The following is a 16,570-nucleotide window of genomic DNA, read 5'->3' on the forward strand; positions in this document are numbered from 1 at the left end:
GAATCGGTTGTCGCGCCCCGGAGCGAGTGGAACACTCCCGGTTGAGCGATCGGTCGAGCCGGGGCCGCCGGCGCTCGTCACCCGGAACCGTCAGGGAGGTGGATCGACAGACCGGAGCACGATTCCGGTCCCTAGGGTGGGACACAACTGATGTCGCTGAATCCGCGCCTCGTCAAGGAGAGCTTCTCGGTCGTCGAACCCGTCGCCGGGAAGGCCGCGGGGTACTTCTACGGACGGCTGTTCACTCACTGCCCGCACATGCGGGGGATGTTCCCGCCGGGCATGGAGGTGCAGCGCGACCGGCTCTTCAACGCGCTCACCAGGGTCGTCTGGATGCTCGACAGCCCCGAGGGGCTGGCGTCCTATCTCGCCCAGCTCGGGCGGGACCATCGCAAGTACGGCGTGTCCCCCGAGCACTACACCGCAGTGGGCAGCGCCCTTCTCGCCACCATCAGGCATTTCGCCGCCGACATCTGGACGGACGAGATCGAGGCCGCCTGGACCGAGGCGTACGCCATGGCGGCGAAGATCATGATCGACGCCGCCACCGCCGAGACGACCCCGCCCTGGTGGCTGGCCGAGGTGATCGACCACGAGCAGCGCACCCGGGACATCTCGGTGCTCACGCTGCGGCCCTCGCAGCCGATGGACTTCGTCCCGGGCCAGTACGTCACGGTCCAGACGGCCAGGTGGCCGCGGGTGTGGCGGCGGTTCTCCATCGCGAACGCGCCCCGCGCCGACGGCACGCTGCGCCTGCACGTGCGCGCCGTGCCGGGCGGCTGGGTGAGCACGGCGCTGGTCCGCCACACCCGCGTCGGCGACCAGCTCCTGCTGGGCCCGCCCGTGGGCACGATGACGCCGCCCGAGTCCGACCGGGACATCCTCTGCGTCGCCGGGGGGACCGGCCTCGCGCCGATCAAGGCCGTCGTCGAGCACGTCATCGCCTCCGGCGACCGCCCGAACATCCACCTGCTGTTCGGCGCCCGCCACGCGCGCGACCTGTACGACATGCCGGACCTGGCGAGGATGGAGGCCGCCTTCCCCTGGCTGCGGGTGATTCCGGTGGTCTCCGACGACCCCGCTTTCGACGGGATGCGCGGCCGGCTCCCCGACGTGGTCGAGAGGTTCCACTCCTGGGCCGACCACGAGACGTACGTCTGCGGCCCGCCCACGATGGTGAACGAGACCGTACGGCGCCTCCAGTGCTCGGGGGTGCCGCTGTCGCGGATCCACCGCGACCCGGTCCAGAGCACCGCTTGACCGGAACCGCGAGCGGGCAGGAGGGCTTCCTGGCAGGATCGAATCGAAAACGCGCTCGAAATCTCCACATGGGAGGACCAATGACCGCACTGCTCGCCATCGGCACCCGAAAGGGACTGTTCCTCGCACGCTCGGGAGACGGGAGATTCGAGGTCGAGCCGGTGCGGTTCTCCACCATCGGGATCCACTCGGTCGCGATCGACACCCGCGGGAGCACGCCCCGTCTCCTCGCCGGGATCGAGTACGGCCACTTCGGCCCGTCGGTGATGTGGTCCGACGACCTCGGCGAGACGTGGCAGGAGGCGCCGGCCCCGCCGGTCGCCTTCCCCGAGCGCACCGGGGCCGCGCTGGCCCGGGTGTGGCAGCTCCAGCCGTCGCCGGCCGAGCCGGACGTCGTGTGGGCGGGCGCCGAGCCCGCCGCGCTGTTCCGGTCGGAGGACCGCGGGGCGACCTACACCCTGGTCGACGGCCTGTGGGACCACCCCACCCGGCCCCGGTGGCAGCCCGGCGGCGGCGGCCTGTGCCTCCATACGGTGATCCCCCACCCCAGCGACCCGCGGCGTATCGGGGTCGCCGCCTCCGCCGTGGGGTTCTTCCGCAGCGACGACGCGGGGGCCACCTGGCGGCCGTCCAACAAGAACATCCGCGCCCCGTTCCTCCCGGAGGGCGCGCAGTATCCCGAGTTCGGGCAGTGCGTGCACAAGGTGGCGCAGCATCCCGCCGCGCCCGAGCGGCTCTACCTGCAGCACCACTTCGGGGTCTACCGGTCCGACGACTTCGGCGACTCCTGGACCGAGATCGGGTCCGGCCTGCCCTCCGACTTCGGGTTCCCGATCGCCGTGGACCCGGACGACCCCGACAGGCTGTACGTCTTCCCGCTGCACGGCGACGTCGACCGGACGCCGCTCGGCCACCGGTACCAGGTGTTCCGCAGCGACGACGCCGGGGCCACCTGGCAGGGCTTCTCCGCCGGGCTGCCCGAGGGCCCGCTGCACGCCTCGGTGCTCAGGGACGCGATGTGCGCCGGGCCCGCCGGCGTGTTCTTCGGCACCCGGGACGGCGAGGTGTACGGCTCGGCCGACGCGGGCGAGAGCTGGTCGCTGATCGCCCGCCACCTGCCGGACGTGCTGTGCGTGCGGGCCGCCGTTCTCTGACCCGCCGGCGCGGCCCCGCGGCCGCCCTCTCCGGGCGACCGCGCCGGATCAGACCTTGCGGTACCCGGGGACCCAGGCGCCGTCCTCGACCACGTAGTCGCCGAACAGCGCCGGGGCCTCCTCCCGCATGATCTCCCCGATCCGGCCGAAGACGACGCGGATCTCCTCCTCGGCGCCGACGGCCGTACGGGCCTCGATCGTGTGCCGCAGGGTGCGCACGTTGGCCGTCCAGACCAGGCCCGTCGCGACGCCCTCGGGCGCGAAGCGGCGCATGAACGAGGTGCGGTGCTTCTTCTCCGCGAACGGCACGCCGTCCTCGTCCAGCCCGAAGTGGCCCGCCATCCAGTTCTGGAACTCCTCCATCCGGTCGAGCATCTCGGTCGCCCGCTTCATCAGCTCGGCGTCCTCACGCGCCCACTCGGGGAACCAGAACGGGATGTCGCTCAGCCGGACGAACCGCAGCGACTCCTGCGAGATCGCCACCCCGGGCCGGTGCCGCACCAGCTCGTGGGTGAACACCCGTGAGACGTTGTGCAGCACGAAGCTGAAGCTGATGTGCTCCAGCACGCTGCCGTGCGCGGACGCGAGGATGTTGCGCAGGTACGCCTCCTGGTCGGTGCGCACCCTCGTGACGTTCGGGTTCAGCCCCGGCTCGAACGACCGGTAGCACAGCCGCCCGGCGAACTCGGCGAGGTTCTGGGCGTCGAACTCGCCGCGCTCCAGCCGTTCCAGCCAGCTCTCCCCGCCGATCTCGTGGAGGTAGCGGGCCAGCTCGTCGTAGTCGACGGACGGTTTGGCGACGAGGAAGACCTCGGGCTCGACGCTGCGCATGCACAATCCCCGTGAAGTGGTGCCGATTGGTGACCGTCCAAGCAAACCAGCTCGGGCCCACGATCGCGACCCGGCCCCCGATCAGCCGGGTCAGATGACCCGGCCAACCGGGGGTCCGGGGGTCGCCCTCTGCTGTGAACAGGTCAGGTGATGTCGCGGCGGACCGTGGTGGCGGTGGCCACCGCGGCGAACAGCAGGCCGTAGGCGACCAGGACGAGGGCGCCCGCCCAGGCGGGCAGCCACTCGGGCCGGCCCAGGCCGGTGTCCACGTCGATGCTCATCAGCGCCTGGGCCGCGCCGGCCGGCAGCCACTTGCCCACGCCGTGCAGCGCCGGGATCGCCGTGAAGATGCTCTCGACCACGTACGACCAGACCACGGCGGCCACGATGCCCGCGATCTGGTTGCGGACGAGCGCCCCCAGGCCGATGCCGAACAGCGCGTACAACGCCAGGGTCGCGAGGATGCCGACGCTGATCTGCGGGACCCGCGAGGCCGACAGCGAGAACTCGCCTCCGGCGAGCGTCACGGCCGGGATCACCGTGACCGCCTGGAAGACCAGCACGGCCAGGCCGAACAGCGCCCCCACGATCAGCCCGGCCACCAGCTTGGCGACGATCACCAGGCCCCGCCGGGGGGTGACGAGGAAGGTCCCGGTGATCGTCTGGTAGCGGTACTCGGAGGTCATCATGACAACACCGAGGATCATCACGAAGATCCCGGCGCTGGATCCGCCGGCCCAGGCGATCTCCGTCCACTGCGCGGTGTCCAGCGCGGGCAGCGCGCTGCCGTTCTGGCTCACCCCCGCGAACGCCATGAGAAAGCCCAGGCTCACCCCGACGAGCAGCAACGTGACGATCAGCATGATCCACCACAGCCGGGTGGTGAACAGCTTGCGCAGCTCGGCCCTGACGAGGCCGGGGATGTGACTCATCGCCCCTCCGTGAGGTCGAGGAAGACCTTCTGCAGGTCGGACCGCTCCTGAGCCACCTCGGTGAGCACGATCCGCCGGTCCATGGCGACCCGGCCGACGGTCTCCGCGTCCAGCCCGCGCACCCGCAGCAGGCCGTCGTCCACGCGTTCGATCGCGGCGCCCGCCGCCTCCAGCGCGGGGACGAGGTCGGCGACCTGGGCGGTGCGCACCCGGATCACCTCTCCTCCGTTGCTGGTGAGCTCGGCGAGGCTTCCCTGGCGGACCAGGCGGCCCCTGGCGATGATCACGACGTTGTCGACGGTCTGCTCGACCTCTGCCAGCACGTGGCTGGAGACGAGCACCGCCGCCCCCTCGTCGTGGGCGAGGTGGCGCAGGAACCCGCGCAGCCACTCGATGCCCGCCGGGTCGAGGCCGTTGGCGGGCTCGTCCAGGATGTACACCCGGGGCCGGCCGAGCAGGGCCGAGGCGAGCGCGAGCCGCTGCCGCATGCCCAGCGAGTAACCGGCCACGCGCTTGTCCGCGGCGTCCACGAGGCCGACCTGTTCGAGCGCCTCGTCGGCGCGGGCGTCGGGCAGCCCGGCCGCCGTGCAGAGGACGCGCAGGTGGTTGCGGGCGGTCCGGCCGGGGTGGAAGCTCGTGGCCTCGAGCACGGCGCCGACCTCGGTCACCGGACGGGGGCGCGTGCCGTAGCGCTCACCGTTCACCAGCGCCTCACCCGAGTCGGGCGTCACCAGGCCGAGCAGGGAGCGGAGCGTCGTCGTCTTACCGGCTCCGTTGGGGCCGAGATATCCGGTGACGGATCCGGCCTCCACGCTGAACGAAACGCCGTCCACGGCCTTCACCGGCCCGAACGACTTAATCAAATTTTTTATCTCTATAGCAGCCATCGGGCGCGATTATTCCGTAGCCGTAGATAGCAAATCATCCTCATAAAGGAGGATCATTTCGTCTTGGACCGATCCAGAGCGTCAGAGGCGGTAAACGCGGCGGGCGTTGCCCGCGCCGATCATGTGGGCGATCCGGGCCGCGTCGGCCGGGCTCCACTCGCCCTCGGCGATGCGGTCGCCGAGCACGCGGGCCAGGCCCCGGCGGTGGCAGAGCGCGGCCAGGAAGCACAGCTCGGCGGCGCCGTGACAGCCGGAGCCGTACATCTGCTTGTGGAACGGGACGAGTTCGAGCAGCTCGCGCAGGACGCGGGCGGAGCCCGCAGCGGTGTGCGCGACGGCGGGCCCCGCGTCGACGTACACGTGCGGGAAGACGCCCGCCAGGTACGCCGCCTGCCGGTGGTAGGGGTAGCAGTGCAGCAGGACGACCGGCACCCCGAGCGGGGCGAGGGCGCGCACGAACCCCGTCAGCAGCGCGGGATCGGCCAGGTGGCCGGCGACCCCGGCGTCGCCCGGGCCCGTGCCGGACATACCCGTGCCGGACATACCCCAGCAGGACAGACCGCAGTGGAACTGCAGCGGCAGGCTCCGCTCCCTGGCGACGTCGACCGCCGCCCAGAGCAGGTGCCGTACGAGGACGGGGTCGTCCAGGCGGGCCTTGGGGTCGGCGAGCCTGCGGCCGGCCGCCGCGATCACGCTGCCGCGGGAGGGCCGGGAGGGGTCGAAGCCGAGGCCGCAGCGGTGCGCCGCGACGGACTTGAGCGCGGCGGCCCGGGCCGCGCGCGCCGCCAGCTCGTCCCGCAGCATCCCGGCGTAGTCGGCGGCGGGCAGCCCGGCCTCGGCGACGTCCTGCTCGACCTGCTCCAGCCGGACGATCTCGTCGGCGGCGGCCGCGCCGAGCCGGCCCATCTCGGCGGGCGAGAGCACCCCGGGGACGTCGAGCCCCGCGTCGACCAGGAAGGCCGACACCCCGGCGCCGCGCAGCAGCCGCCGGTTGACCTCGGCCGCGCCGAGCTCGGCGCGGCGCGACAGGTAGACGGTGGCCGAGGCGTGCGGCTCCAGGCCGAGGACGGGCGCGCACCAGCGGCGGATCGCCGCGCCTGCCGGGGTGTCGAAGTGCGTGGTCCCCGGCGGCGCCGGTGTGCCGCCCGCGCCGATGAGCTGCTCGAACCCCGACCTGGTGGTGTCGTCGCGGCGCACGCCGTGACAGTGCTGGTCCACCATGGGCGCGAGCAGGGCCGCCCGCACCGCGTCGGGCAGGGGAACGGGCAGCAGTTCGTCGGGTCTCGGCTCCGGCACGGCAGTGGACTCTACGGCTCCCCCGCCGCGCCGGCGCCTCCCCCGACCGGCTCTTTACTCAGTCATGGCGCGCGCAAAGCCGCAGGACGTTCGCGATGATCCTCGCCCCGGCGCCGCCCTGCGTGGTCAGGATCGACTCGGGGTGGAACTGCACGCCGAAACGAAGGTTGTCGGTGTCCTCGATCGCCATGGCCGCGCCGTCCTGGGTGGACGCGGTGACCCGGAAGCCCCTGACCCCCGGCTCCTTGGCGTGCAGGGAGTGGTAGCGGGCCGCGACGAACTCGCCGGGCAGCCCGTCGAGCAGCGCGCTGTCGCCCTCGCGGCGGACCCGGCCGCGCTTGCCGTGCTCCGGGTACGGCAGCAGTTCGAGCGTGCCGCCCGCCTGCTCGACCATGGCCTGCAGGCCGAGGCACACCCCGAACACCGGCAGCCTCCTGGCGTACAGCGCCTCGATCAGCGCCGAGCAGCCGAAGTCGGACGGCCAGCCGGGGCCGGGCGACAGAACGACGAGCGTGGGCGCGATCTCGTCGAGCTTGTCCAGCGGGAAGCCGTGCCGCAGCGTGACCACCGAGGCGCCCTGCTGGCGGAAGTAGTCGGCGAGGGTGTTGACGAAGGAGTCCTCGTGGTCCACGAGCAGCACGCGGTGGCCCTCGCCCGGCAGGTCGGCCCTGGGCTCCGCCCGCGCCTCGTCCCGGGGGCGGGCGGCCGCGGCGAGCGCGCCGAGGAGGGCGCTGGCCTTGAGCTCGGTCTCCCGCTCCTCGGCCTCGGGGTCGGAGTCGTACAGCAGCGTGGCCCCGGCCCGCACGGTGGCGACGCCCTCGCGGATCTGCGCGGTGCGCAGGGTCAGGCCGGTGTTCATCGAGCCGTCGAAGCCGATGAAGCCGACGGCGCCGCCGTACCAGCGCCGCGTGGTCTCCTCGTGGTCCTCGATGAACTGCATGGCCCACGTCTTGGGGGCGCCGGTGACGGTGACGGCCCACATGTGGGTGAGGAACGCGTCGAGGGCGTCGAACTCGGGGCGCAGCCGGCCCTCGATGTGGTCGACGGTGTGGATCAGCCGGGAGTACATCTCGATCTGGCGGCGGCCGATCACCCGGACGCTGCCCGGGACGCAGATGCGCGACTTGTCGTTGCGGTCCACGTCCGTGCACATGGTCAGCTCCGACTCCTCCTTCACGCTGGACAGGAGCGTGCGGATGGCCTCTGCGTCCTCGACCGGGTTGGCCCCCCGGGCGATCGTGCCGGAGATCGGACAGGTCTCGACCCGGTCGCCGCTCACCCGGACGTACATCTCGGGCGAGGCGCCGACCAGGTGCTCGCCGTCGCCGAGGTTGAGCAGGAACTCGTACGGCGCGGGATTCTCCGTGCGCAGCGACCGGTAGAAGGCGGCGGGGTCGGTGCAGGCGCCGTGGAAGATCTGGCCGGGGACGACCTCGAACAGGTCGCCGCGCTGGAACTTCTCCTTGGCCTTGGCGACGACGTCGGCGTAGGTCCCCCGCACCGGGTCCGGCGGGATCTCGCGGGGCGTGGCCAGGGGGACCGCCTCGCCGGTGCGCTCCAGGCCGCCGGTGGAGACGCCGTCCACGGTGAACTCGTAGCAGTGCTCCACGCTGGTCTCGCGGACCCGGTCGATCACGACGAGCCGGTCGGGCAGGTGCAGCACCAGGTCGCGCTGGTCGCCGGGCCGGGTCAGGCGGTAGCGGATCGGCTCGAACTGGAACGCCAGGTCGTAGCCGAAGGCGCCGTACAGGCCGAGGTGGGGGTCGTCGGACCGGAAGGCCGCGATGATCTCGCGGATGGCGGTGAAGACGGTGGGACGGCGGCTGCGCATCTCCTCGGGCAGCAGGTCCTCGGACTCGGCGACGTGCACCTCGACGTAGCCGGGGGTCGGCTCATTGTCCGGCTTGCCCGCGGCCAGCAGGCAGGAGGCGACGGCGGGCAGCACGACCTCGCCGCGCTCGTTGAGCGCCCGGGCGGATATCCGCCGGCCGCGCGCCACGATCTCCAGGCAGGGGTCGACGTAGCCGAAGGCCCATCTGCTGTAACGGCCCGGGTAGTCCATGCCGGAGGAGAAGGCGCCGCCGCGCCGCTCCCCCAGCGACGTGACGATCTCCTCCAGCGCCTCCTCGGGCACCTCGCGTACCCGGCGCTCGACCGCGATGCCGCCGGCCGTGGTATATCCGCTGATCTCCACTGTGCACGCCCCTTTTTACGTATGCCCCGGGGCGGACATACAGAAGGCCGCCTCTCACGGGGCGGCCGGTCTCCAATAAGAATGCGAAAACGCCGCCTGCTAGCGGCGCCACCACTGGGAGGGTGCGAGAGTTCGCATGCGGTAAGGGTAGCCGCGGGAGCCGCGATCATGCAACGCGACGCCGCTGGAAGCGCGAGCACCGGATAGATATTCTGTTACTGGTCGGAACTCCACTCTCGGCCGGGCGCGCGACGCGGCCCGGGCCGGAAAAGGAGGAGCGTCATGGTCCGCGTGCCGGCCGGACTGCCATCGCACCGCGGCGTCCCGGAGGGATCGGGCGGACCGGGGGGGCCGCGCGGCCCGAGCGGTCCGCCGGGCCACCGGGTCCGGGTGCGCCGCGACGTGCCCGTGCCGATGCCGGACGGCGTGACCCTCCTGGCCGACCACTACACCCCGGTGGGCGCCGACCGGCCGCCGACGATCCTGATCCGCACGCCGTACGGGCGGGGCGGCGTGGTCGGCTGGATGTACGGCTGGACCTTCGCCCGGCACGGGTTCCAGGTCGTGCTGCAGAGCTGCCGGGGCGGTTTCGGCTCGGGCGGCCGGCTCGATCCCCTGGTCCACGAGCAGGAGGACGGCCTGGCGACGGTCGAGTGGATGCGGGCGCAGTCGTGGTACGGCGGCGGCTTCGCCATGCACGGGCCCTCCTACCTGGGCTACACCCAGTGGGCGATCGCGGCGCAGACCCCCGACCTGCGGGCGATGGCCGTCCAGGTGACCGCCTCGTGCTTCCGCGACGCCGCGTACGTCGGCGGGTCGTTCGCGCTGGAGTCCACGCTGATCTGGACGACGCTCACCGCGCATCTGGAGGGCAGGCTGAGCGGCATGGCCGCGTTCACCGCGCCCCGGCGCACGCGGCGGGCCGTGCTGTCGGGCCTGTCGGGCCACCCGCTGCCCGAGCTCGACGTGCTGTCGGCGGGCAGGCCGCTGCCCTTCTTCCGGGAACTGGTGGCCCACCACGGCGAGGCCCTCTGCACGTACTGGGACAAGAGGGACTTCTCCGCGTCGGTTGGGGAGGTCGGCGCCGAGATCACGATGACCGGCGGCTGGTATGACGTGTTCCTGCCCTGGCAGCTCAAGGACTACGCGGCGCTGCGGGCGGCCGGGCGGCGGCCCCACCTCACGATCGGGCCGTGGTACCACGCCGACATCCGCCACGGGCGGGCGGCCAACGCCGACGCCCTGGCGTGGTTCCGCGCCCACCTGCTCGGCGACCCCTCGGGGCTGCGCCACTCCCCCGTCCGCCTGTACGTCACCGGCGCGGGCCGGTGGCGGGACGAACCGGACTGGCCGCCGCCCGGCATGCGGCGCGAGCGCTGGCACCTGCAGCCGGGCTTCGCCCTGTCTCCGGACAACCCGGCGGGCGGCGAACCGGACCGTTACCGCTACGACCCCGCGCACCCGACGCCGGTGATCGGCGGCCCGGTGCTGATCGGCAACTCCGAGCCGAGGGACAACCGGCGGCTGGAGGCCCGGCGTGACGTGCTCGTGTACACCTCGGAGGCGCTCGACCGGGACACCGACATGATCGGCCCGGTGAGCGCCGAGCTGTTCGTGCGTACCAGCAGGGAACACACGGACTTCGTCGTGCGGGTGTGCGACGTGCACCCCGACGGCGCGTCGATGAACGTCTGCGAGGGCGTGCGCCGGCTGACGCCGCAGCTGCGGGCCGACGAGGACGGCGTGCGCCGGGTGGAGATCGACCTGTGGCCGATGGGTCACCGGTTCCGCCGCGGCCACCGCGTCCGGGTGCAGGTGGCGAGCGGGGCCTACCCGCGCATCGCGCGCAACCCGGGCACCGGCGCGCCGCTGACGGCCGGCACCCCCATGGTCGCCTCGGACCAGGAGATCCTGCACGACCCCCGCCATCCCTCGGCCGTGATCCTCCCCATGCTCCCCTGAGCCGGCTCATGGCTCCGGCACCACGAGCCGTCGTCGCACCCGGACGACGCCGGCCACCCCAGGATCGGCACCTGAGCCGACCGTCGCGCCCAGCGTCCGCTTTCGGGCACTGCTACCCTCGCGATCGTGGCGATCAGGAACTCCCACTGTTCCTTCTGCGGAGCGGCCTACGCGCCCGGCCTGCCCTGGCCGAGGACCTGTCAGGAGTGCGGCAACACCAGCTACCTCAACCCCCTGCCGGTCGCGGTCATGGTGCTTCCGGTGGACGACGGCCTTCTCGTCGTCCGCCGGGACGTCGAGCCGCACCGCGGCCTGCTCGCCCTCCCCGGCGGCTTCGTCGACATCGGCGAGTCCTGGCAGCAGGCCGCCGTACGGGAACTCCGTGAGGAGACGGGCGTCGTGGCCGACGCGGCCGGCATCCGGCTGCTCGACGCGGTCAGCGCGCCCGACGGCACCGTGCTGATCTTCGGCCTCGGGGCGCGTACGACCACGGACGCCCTCCCGCCGGTCGCGCGCACCGCGGAGACCAGCGAGTGGCTGGTGATCGACGGCCCTCAGGAGCTGGCGTTCCCGCTGCACACGCGGGTCGTGGCCCGCTATTTCGGCTCAGACCGAGCGCTGTGAGCGTGAAGGTGGGCCAGACGGTCCTGCAGCTTCTCGTGCCGGAACCGGTACACGGGTCCCACCTGCCGGAGCAGCCCCACGCGATGGGCGTCCTCCAGAAGGCTCATCAGCCGTAGCGGGATCCGTCCGCGGGCGCGGAGCATGGCGACGGCGACGAGGTAGATGGAGCTGGCTCCCGTGAACCCGAACGTGAGCGTGAACACGACACCGCCCGCGAGCCCGAAGGCGACCCCGGCCTCGGCGCCGCGCAGCAGCCCGGAGAAACCGTCCACGAGCGTCCCGGCGAAGCCGAACGCGAGGCCCAGCGCCAGCCCGAAGGTGAGGGATCGCCCGTATACGAGCTGGATGTCCCGCCGCAGCGTGATCAGCGGGCCCTGCGGCCGGTCGTTCGTGAGGGGGGTCGTCACCCACTTGTTGAGCCCGAGAGTGAGACCGCCGATGGCGCCGATGACGAGCGCATAGGGGATCAGGCCGTCGACCCGCGAGGACATCCCCGCGACCCGCCACAGCGCGAACGCCGCGATCATGCCGACCGGGAGCACCGTGACCAGCCCGAGCGTGAGCTGCCCGGCGAGCCGGCCGGCATTGCCGCGCCAGCGCAGGTTGGCGTACGCCGGCTCCAACGTGTAGCCCTTCAGACGCTCCAGGATGAGCCCGCCGGTGAGGCCCCCGACGAGCCCGCCCACCGGTCCCCCGGCGAGACCGAACAGGAGCGCGTCCCGGAGGCTGCCTTCGTGCGGGCTACGCAGCGCCACCACGGCGTCGCTGGTCAGTCCCACGGTGACGCCGACGGACAGTCCGATGGTCACGCCTCCGACGAGAATGCTCCAGCGTCGTGAGATCGCACGGTGGAGGTGCCACCAGTGGAAGTCCCTGGTGCCGATCGCCGACATGTGATGGGCGACGAACGACAGCCACCGGCGGGCCTCGTCCGGATCCCACGTCCGCTGTGAACGGAACGGGTGGTCGTGCTCGTGCCGTTCGTTGGGATCGTCGTCGGGCGGCGTGGCCGCGAAGCTCGCCTGGACGAGGTTGTCGAGCAGGTGGTCGGTGACGGCGGCCGCCGTCGGGAAGCGCTCGGTGTCGTACAGCGGGGCGGGGTTCGCGCGGGTCTCGACGTACACCTTGTGCAGCAGCCACACGACAAGCGGCGTGGAGAGGGCCTCGGGCAGCGGGCCGTCCGGGTCGGCCTTCAACGCGGACAGCAGGCCGATCCAGTCGGCCCGTTGCCCGGGAGCGAGCCGGTCGCGGAGGTACGAGATGACGTCCGAGCTCTTCACGGGCCTCGGCTCGATGACGGCCGCACCGGCGAGCGCGGCGCCGTCGCGGAGGTTGACGGCCGTCACGTACTCGGCCGTGCGGCAGGTGAGGATGAGCGACTCGACGGCCGAGGCGGCGTTCAGCGCGTTGATCACCTTCGGCCGCACCGCGTCGGGCAACTCGTCCAGGCCGTCCAGGACCGGGAGGATCCGCCGATAGGTGACCAGTCCACGAGCCGCGTCCGGACCCAGCTCGGGGGCGCGCAGCGCCGGGTAGTTCTCCCTCAGCCGTCTGCCCAGCCACCGGTGGACGGGCTCGGCCGCCGGATCCCACCCGGACATCGACAGCAGCACGGGGACCGGATCGCCGGGCTGGGGCTCCATCAGCAGCTCCCTGAGCAGGAGCACGGCCAGCGTCGTCTTGCCCATGCCGGCCTCGCCGAGGATCACCAGCCGGCGCCGGGCGAGCTTGCGGAACCGGCCGGCGATCTCCGGCATCCGGTCGGTGCGCCCCTCGAAGCGCACCCGCCCGAAGCCGAACCACGAGCGCAGCAGCCGCAGCCCGTCGACGCGCTCGTCCTGGTCCATCACGTCGAGACCGGAGATCCTCCAGCGGACCGGCAGCCGGGCCGGCTCGTCGAGATCGCGCATCGCGATCTCCTCGCGCCACTGCTCGTGCACGAGCACCCGCAGCGTCCGCTCGGCACGATCGATCTGCTCGATCGTGCTCGTGCCGCCCGGCTGCCGCCGTCGCCAGGTGCTGACCAGGGGAGGGACGAGCGCGAAAACACCGAGGGCCACGCTGGCGAGCTGTGCCCAGTTGACCGCCACGTCCGACTCGGAGAGCGCGGTGAGCCCATAGCCGATCCCGGCGACCGCGACCACTCCCGCGGCGGGCAGCACGACGCGGCGCCAGCCGGCCCAGCCCCTCATTCCCACATGGTGACATCGCGCGATCTATCTGGCGAGAACGAGATATGACCGGTCGTTTTGGGCCGCGCATCGGCGCAAGCGCGTACGCGACCGGGCTTTCAGCCTTCGTGGACGCGGCCGACCTCGACGACCAATCGGCGTGTCGTGTGGACGGCCTTCAGCATGCGCCGGTCGTGGGTGACGAGCAGCAGGGTCCCCGTGTACGAGTCGAGCGCGGACTCCAGCTGTTCGATCGCCGGAAGGTCGAGATGGTTGGTGGGCTCGTCCAGGACGAGCAGGTTGACCCCTCGGGCCTGCAGGAGGGCGAGGGCCGCCCTCGTTCGCTCGCCCGGCGACAACGTGGCCGCCGGGCGGAGCACGTGGTCGGCCCGCAGGCCGAACTTGGCCAGCACCGTGCGGACGTCGGCGGGCGGCAGGTCGACGAGCGCGCCGAACGCGCCGAGCAGCGGCTCGTCGCCCTCGAACAGGGCGCGCGCCTGGTCGACCTCGCCGACCACCACACCGGGACCGAGCGCCGCCGTCCCCTCGTCGAGGGGGATCCGGCCGAGCAGCACGCCGAGCAGGGTGCTCTTGCCTGAGCCGTTCGCACCGGTGATCGCGACCCGGTCCGCCCAGTCGATCTGCAGGTCGACGGGCCCGAGCGTGAAGCCGCCACGTCGCGCGAGCGCGCCGCGCAGCGTCGCGACCACGGCCCCGGAGCGGGGCGCGGCGGCGATCTCCATCCGCAGCTCCCACTCCTTGCGCGGCTCCTCGACGACATCCAGCCGCTCGATCAGCCTCTCGGTCTGCCGGGCCTTGGCCGCCTGCTTCTCGGTCGCCTCGGTGCGGAACTTCCGCCCGATCTTGTCGCCGTCGGGGGCCTTGCGGCGCGCGTTCTTGACGCCCTTCTCCATCCAGGCGCGCTGGGCCCGGGCGCGGGACTCCAGGGACGCCCTGGTGTCGGCGTACTCCTCGTACTGCTCGCGCGCGTGCCTGCGGGCGACCTCGCGCTCCTCCAGGTAGGCGTCGTACCCGCCGCCGTACGCACGGACCTGCCGCTGGGCCAGGTCGAGCTCGACCACCCTGTTGACCGTACGGGCGAGGAACTCGCGGTCGTGGCTGACGACCACGGTCCCGGCGCGCAGTCCCGTCACGAAGCGTTCGAGCCGGTCCAGGCCGTCGAGGTCGAGGTCGTTGGTGGGCTCGTCGAGCAGGAACACGTCGTAACGGCTGAGCAGCAGCGAGGCCAGCCCCACCCGGGCCGCCTGGCCGCCGGACAGGGACGTCATCTCCTGCTCCAGGCCGACCATGAGCCCGAGGTCGGCCGCCACCTCCGCGGCCCGCTCCTCCAGGTCGGCGCCGCCGAGGGCGAGCCAGCGGTCGAGGGCCTCGGCGTACGCGTCGCCGGGATCGCCGCCCACGAGCGCCTCGGTGGCCGCGTCGAGCGCCCGCTGCGCGGCGGCGACCCCGGTGCGACGGGCGAGGAAGGCGGCGACGGTCTCACCGGGCCGCCGTTCCGGCTCCTGCGGCAGATGCCCGACGTTGGCGGTGGGCGGGCTGAGCCGTACGCCGCCGTGCTCGGGCGCGTCGAGGCCGGCCAGCAGGCGCAGCAGCGTCGACTTGCCGGCGCCGTTCACCCCCACCAGCCCCACGACGTCCCCGGGCGCGACGACCAGATCGAGATCCGCGAACAGGACGCGCTCGCCGTGCCCGGCGGCGAGCTCCTTCGCGACAAGAGTGGCGCTCATCAGGACACCGACCCTACTGGGTCCCGCGTGAACCCCGCCGGACGGCGTGGCGCCCGGATGGGGAGCCGTGCCTGAGTTCGAGGGCGAGCGAGCGCAGCCACGGTTCCCCGAACGACGGCTCCCGGGCCATGACGCGGGCGAGCGCGGTACGGACCTGCGGGGTTCGCCCGAGCCCGGCGACGGCGACGGCTTCGGCCAGGGCGTCCAGGGTCTTCTTGTCGTGCCGTGGCCGGGCGACGGTCTCGTCGGCCCAGCGAGTGCGGCGGAAAGACGCGGTCAGCTTCTGCTGATGGTCGCCGAGGTAGAACCAGACGAAGCGGTCGACGGAGACATTGGTGACGCCGCTGCGGGGCAGTTCCGCCGTCCAGGCACAGTCCTGCCACCAGCGCCATGTCTTCGGGCTGGTCTTCTGGCGTTCGGTGACGCCGAGGAAGCGCAGCTTCAGCCGGATCACGTCCCACGCCTCGTGCTCGTCGTCGATCCAGTCGCGCAGAAGCGCGTAGAGATGGGTGAAGGTGTATCCCCGGTGAACGAGGTCGGCGAACACGATCGGCCGCCTGCGGCGGGCGAGGGCGTGCGGGCTGACGCCCGCGGCCGCGAGGTTGACGCGCAGCTGGCGGATCTCATGGGGCCGCAGCGGCTCCTCGAACCGGTAGGAGAACGGCAGCAGTCGCACACGGTCCGGGCGCGAGGTGGCCGACAGCGCGCCGGACAGCAGGTCGAAGACGCTGTCGGCGGAACGGCCAACGAAGTGCACGTCGCCGTTCCCGCTGCGGGCCAGGATCTTCGCGCCGCACTCGACCAGGTCGTCCGGATAGGGCAGGGCGGGCTCGGGGCGCCCGTCGAGGAGGGTGCCGAGCCGGTCGGGCCGGATCAGGTTCCAGCGGTACGGCTGGTTCGGTGTCGTCATCGCAATCATGGTGACGCGCCGTTCCGGCCCCGGTCACCCGAGTTTCCTAGAGGTCCTCGGCGAGCGAGAGCAGGCGGGTGACGGTGTTCCAGTTGCGCATGGTCGCCGGGCCGGTCGAATACTTCTCCATGAGAGGCGGCAGCTTGGGACGCCGCAGCCCGTCGGGGAAGTAGACGTAGAGCTCCCGCTCGCCCATCCGCATCTCCTCGGGGGCGTACGCCGCCGGATCGATGCTCGCCAGCCCCTCCCGGTCCGGCGGCCGGGCCAGGAAGACCACGGCGAACCGGGCGGGGTCCCGGACCTCCAGGGGGTTGCGCTCCACCACGGCGCGAAGCTGCTCGGCCGTACGGACGATCACGGCGGCGGACAGGCCGAGCTCCTCCTGAAGCCCGCGCCCGATCGCGGCGGAGATCGACTCGGCGTCCCCGTCCGCCGTGAACAGGGCGTTCCCGCTGCGCAGGTGCGTGCGCGCGTTCCCGTATCCGAGCCGTTCCAGCAGTGCCCGCAGATCGGCCATCGCCACCGTGGTGGCGGGGCTGACGTTGATGCCGCGCAGCAGCGCCACGTACCGCATCGCATCGCCTCCTTCCGGCCGGGAGGC

Annotated in this window: 13 protein-coding genes; 4 read left to right on the forward strand and 9 right to left on the reverse strand. The window is 72.4% G+C overall.

What is annotated here, in order from left to right:
- Nucleotides 1–150 precede the first annotated feature (150 nt).
- Together HHX30_RS24890 and HHX30_RS24895 are read left to right on the forward strand one after the other, a co-directional pair.
- Nucleotides 151–1,260: a globin domain-containing protein gene (locus HHX30_RS24890; RefSeq protein WP_169984401.1), complete on the forward strand. Its 1,110-nt coding sequence runs from the start codon at nucleotides 151–153 to the stop codon at nucleotides 1,258–1,260.
- 80 nt (nucleotides 1,261–1,340) lie between these two features.
- Entirely contained in the window at nucleotides 1,341–2,414 is a 1,074-nt protein-coding gene (locus HHX30_RS24895) for an exo-alpha-sialidase (RefSeq protein WP_169984402.1), read from the forward strand.
- 48 nt (nucleotides 2,415–2,462) lie between these two features.
- Here HHX30_RS24895 and thyX read toward each other — a convergent pair whose 3' ends face one another.
- From thyX to HHX30_RS24920, 5 genes are all read right to left on the reverse strand, one after another.
- On the reverse strand, nucleotides 2,463–3,245 hold the full coding sequence (gene thyX / locus HHX30_RS24900; RefSeq protein ID WP_169984403.1) for an FAD-dependent thymidylate synthase: 783 nt from the start codon (nucleotides 3,243–3,245) through the stop codon (nucleotides 2,463–2,465).
- A 143-nt stretch (nucleotides 3,246–3,388) separates the two neighbouring features.
- Nucleotides 3,389–4,177, reverse strand: coding sequence for an ABC transporter permease (locus HHX30_RS24905; RefSeq protein ID WP_169984404.1), 789 nt, complete (start codon nucleotides 4,175–4,177; stop codon nucleotides 3,389–3,391).
- The gene (locus HHX30_RS24910) at nucleotides 4,174–5,064 is read right to left on the reverse strand and encodes an ABC transporter ATP-binding protein (protein ID WP_169984405.1); all 891 of its coding nucleotides are present in this window, start codon (nucleotides 5,062–5,064) and stop codon (nucleotides 4,174–4,176) included. Before HHX30_RS24910 ends, HHX30_RS24905 begins: the two co-directional genes overlap by 4 nt.
- Nucleotides 5,065–5,145: 81 nt before the next feature.
- Nucleotides 5,146–6,360, reverse strand: coding sequence for an amidohydrolase family protein (locus HHX30_RS24915; RefSeq protein WP_311922854.1), 1,215 nt, complete (start codon nucleotides 6,358–6,360; stop codon nucleotides 5,146–5,148).
- A gap of 58 nt (nucleotides 6,361–6,418) precedes the next feature.
- Nucleotides 6,419–8,554: an anthranilate synthase component I gene (locus HHX30_RS24920; protein ID WP_169984406.1), complete on the reverse strand. Its 2,136-nt coding sequence runs from the start codon at nucleotides 8,552–8,554 to the stop codon at nucleotides 6,419–6,421.
- 282 nt (nucleotides 8,555–8,836) lie between these two features.
- Between HHX30_RS24920 and HHX30_RS24925 the strand changes: the two genes are divergently transcribed.
- Nucleotides 8,837–10,516 (forward strand): CocE/NonD family hydrolase, encoded by a 1,680-nt coding sequence (locus HHX30_RS24925; RefSeq protein WP_211592474.1) that lies wholly within the window; start codon nucleotides 8,837–8,839, stop codon nucleotides 10,514–10,516.
- A 126-nt stretch (nucleotides 10,517–10,642) separates the two neighbouring features.
- Nucleotides 10,643–11,140: an NUDIX domain-containing protein gene (locus HHX30_RS42810; RefSeq protein ID WP_311922855.1), complete on the forward strand. Its 498-nt coding sequence runs from the start codon at nucleotides 10,643–10,645 to the stop codon at nucleotides 11,138–11,140.
- On the opposite strand, the gene HHX30_RS24935 is transcribed toward HHX30_RS42810, so the two are convergent.
- From HHX30_RS24935 to HHX30_RS24950, 4 genes are all read right to left on the reverse strand, one after another.
- Nucleotides 11,113–13,332 carry an NACHT domain-containing NTPase gene (locus tag HHX30_RS24935; protein WP_169984407.1) on the reverse strand — a complete coding sequence of 740 codons (2,220 nt, stop codon included), beginning with the start codon at nucleotides 13,330–13,332 and terminating at the stop codon, nucleotides 11,113–11,115. The two genes, HHX30_RS42810 and HHX30_RS24935, sit on opposite strands and share 28 nt — an antisense overlap.
- 98 nt (nucleotides 13,333–13,430) lie before the next feature.
- On the reverse strand, nucleotides 13,431–15,059 hold the full coding sequence (locus tag HHX30_RS24940; protein ID WP_169984408.1) for an ABC-F family ATP-binding cassette domain-containing protein: 1,629 nt from the start codon (nucleotides 15,057–15,059) through the stop codon (nucleotides 13,431–13,433).
- A gap of 13 nt (nucleotides 15,060–15,072) precedes the next feature.
- Nucleotides 15,073–15,969: a hypothetical protein gene (locus tag HHX30_RS24945; protein ID WP_249350411.1), complete on the reverse strand. Its 897-nt coding sequence runs from the start codon at nucleotides 15,967–15,969 to the stop codon at nucleotides 15,073–15,075.
- A 46-nt stretch (nucleotides 15,970–16,015) separates the two neighbouring features.
- Nucleotides 16,016–16,543, reverse strand: coding sequence for a DUF1697 domain-containing protein (locus HHX30_RS24950; protein WP_169984410.1), 528 nt, complete (start codon nucleotides 16,541–16,543; stop codon nucleotides 16,016–16,018).
- Nucleotides 16,544–16,570: the final 27 nt, after the last annotated feature.

It is taken from the genome of Microbispora sp. H10836 (assembly GCF_012999525.1).
Classification (GTDB): Bacteria; Actinomycetota; Actinomycetes; order Streptosporangiales; family Streptosporangiaceae; genus Microbispora.

Coding starts and splice junctions, on each gene's coding strand:
- HHX30_RS24890 (WP_169984401.1), top strand. CDS start 151: ATGTCGCTGAATCCGCGCCTCGTCAAGGAGAGCTTCTCGGTCGTCGAA.
- HHX30_RS24945 (WP_249350411.1), bottom strand. CDS start 15,969: ATGACGACACCGAACCAGCCGTACCGCTGGAACCTGATCCGGCCCGAC.
- HHX30_RS24925 (WP_211592474.1), top strand. CDS start 8,837: ATGGTCCGCGTGCCGGCCGGACTGCCATCGCACCGCGGCGTCCCGGAG.
- thyX (WP_169984403.1), bottom strand. CDS start 3,245: ATGCGCAGCGTCGAGCCCGAGGTCTTCCTCGTCGCCAAACCGTCCGTC.
- HHX30_RS24895 (WP_169984402.1), top strand. CDS start 1,341: ATGACCGCACTGCTCGCCATCGGCACCCGAAAGGGACTGTTCCTCGCA.
- HHX30_RS24940 (WP_169984408.1), bottom strand. CDS start 15,059: ATGAGCGCCACTCTTGTCGCGAAGGAGCTCGCCGCCGGGCACGGCGAG.
- HHX30_RS24905 (WP_169984404.1), bottom strand. CDS start 4,177: ATGAGTCACATCCCCGGCCTCGTCAGGGCCGAGCTGCGCAAGCTGTTC.
- HHX30_RS24910 (WP_169984405.1), bottom strand. CDS start 5,064: ATGGCTGCTATAGAGATAAAAAATTTGATTAAGTCGTTCGGGCCGGTG.
- HHX30_RS24935 (WP_169984407.1), bottom strand. CDS start 13,332: ATGAGGGGCTGGGCCGGCTGGCGCCGCGTCGTGCTGCCCGCCGCGGGA.
- HHX30_RS24950 (WP_169984410.1), bottom strand. CDS start 16,543: ATGCGGTACGTGGCGCTGCTGCGCGGCATCAACGTCAGCCCCGCCACC.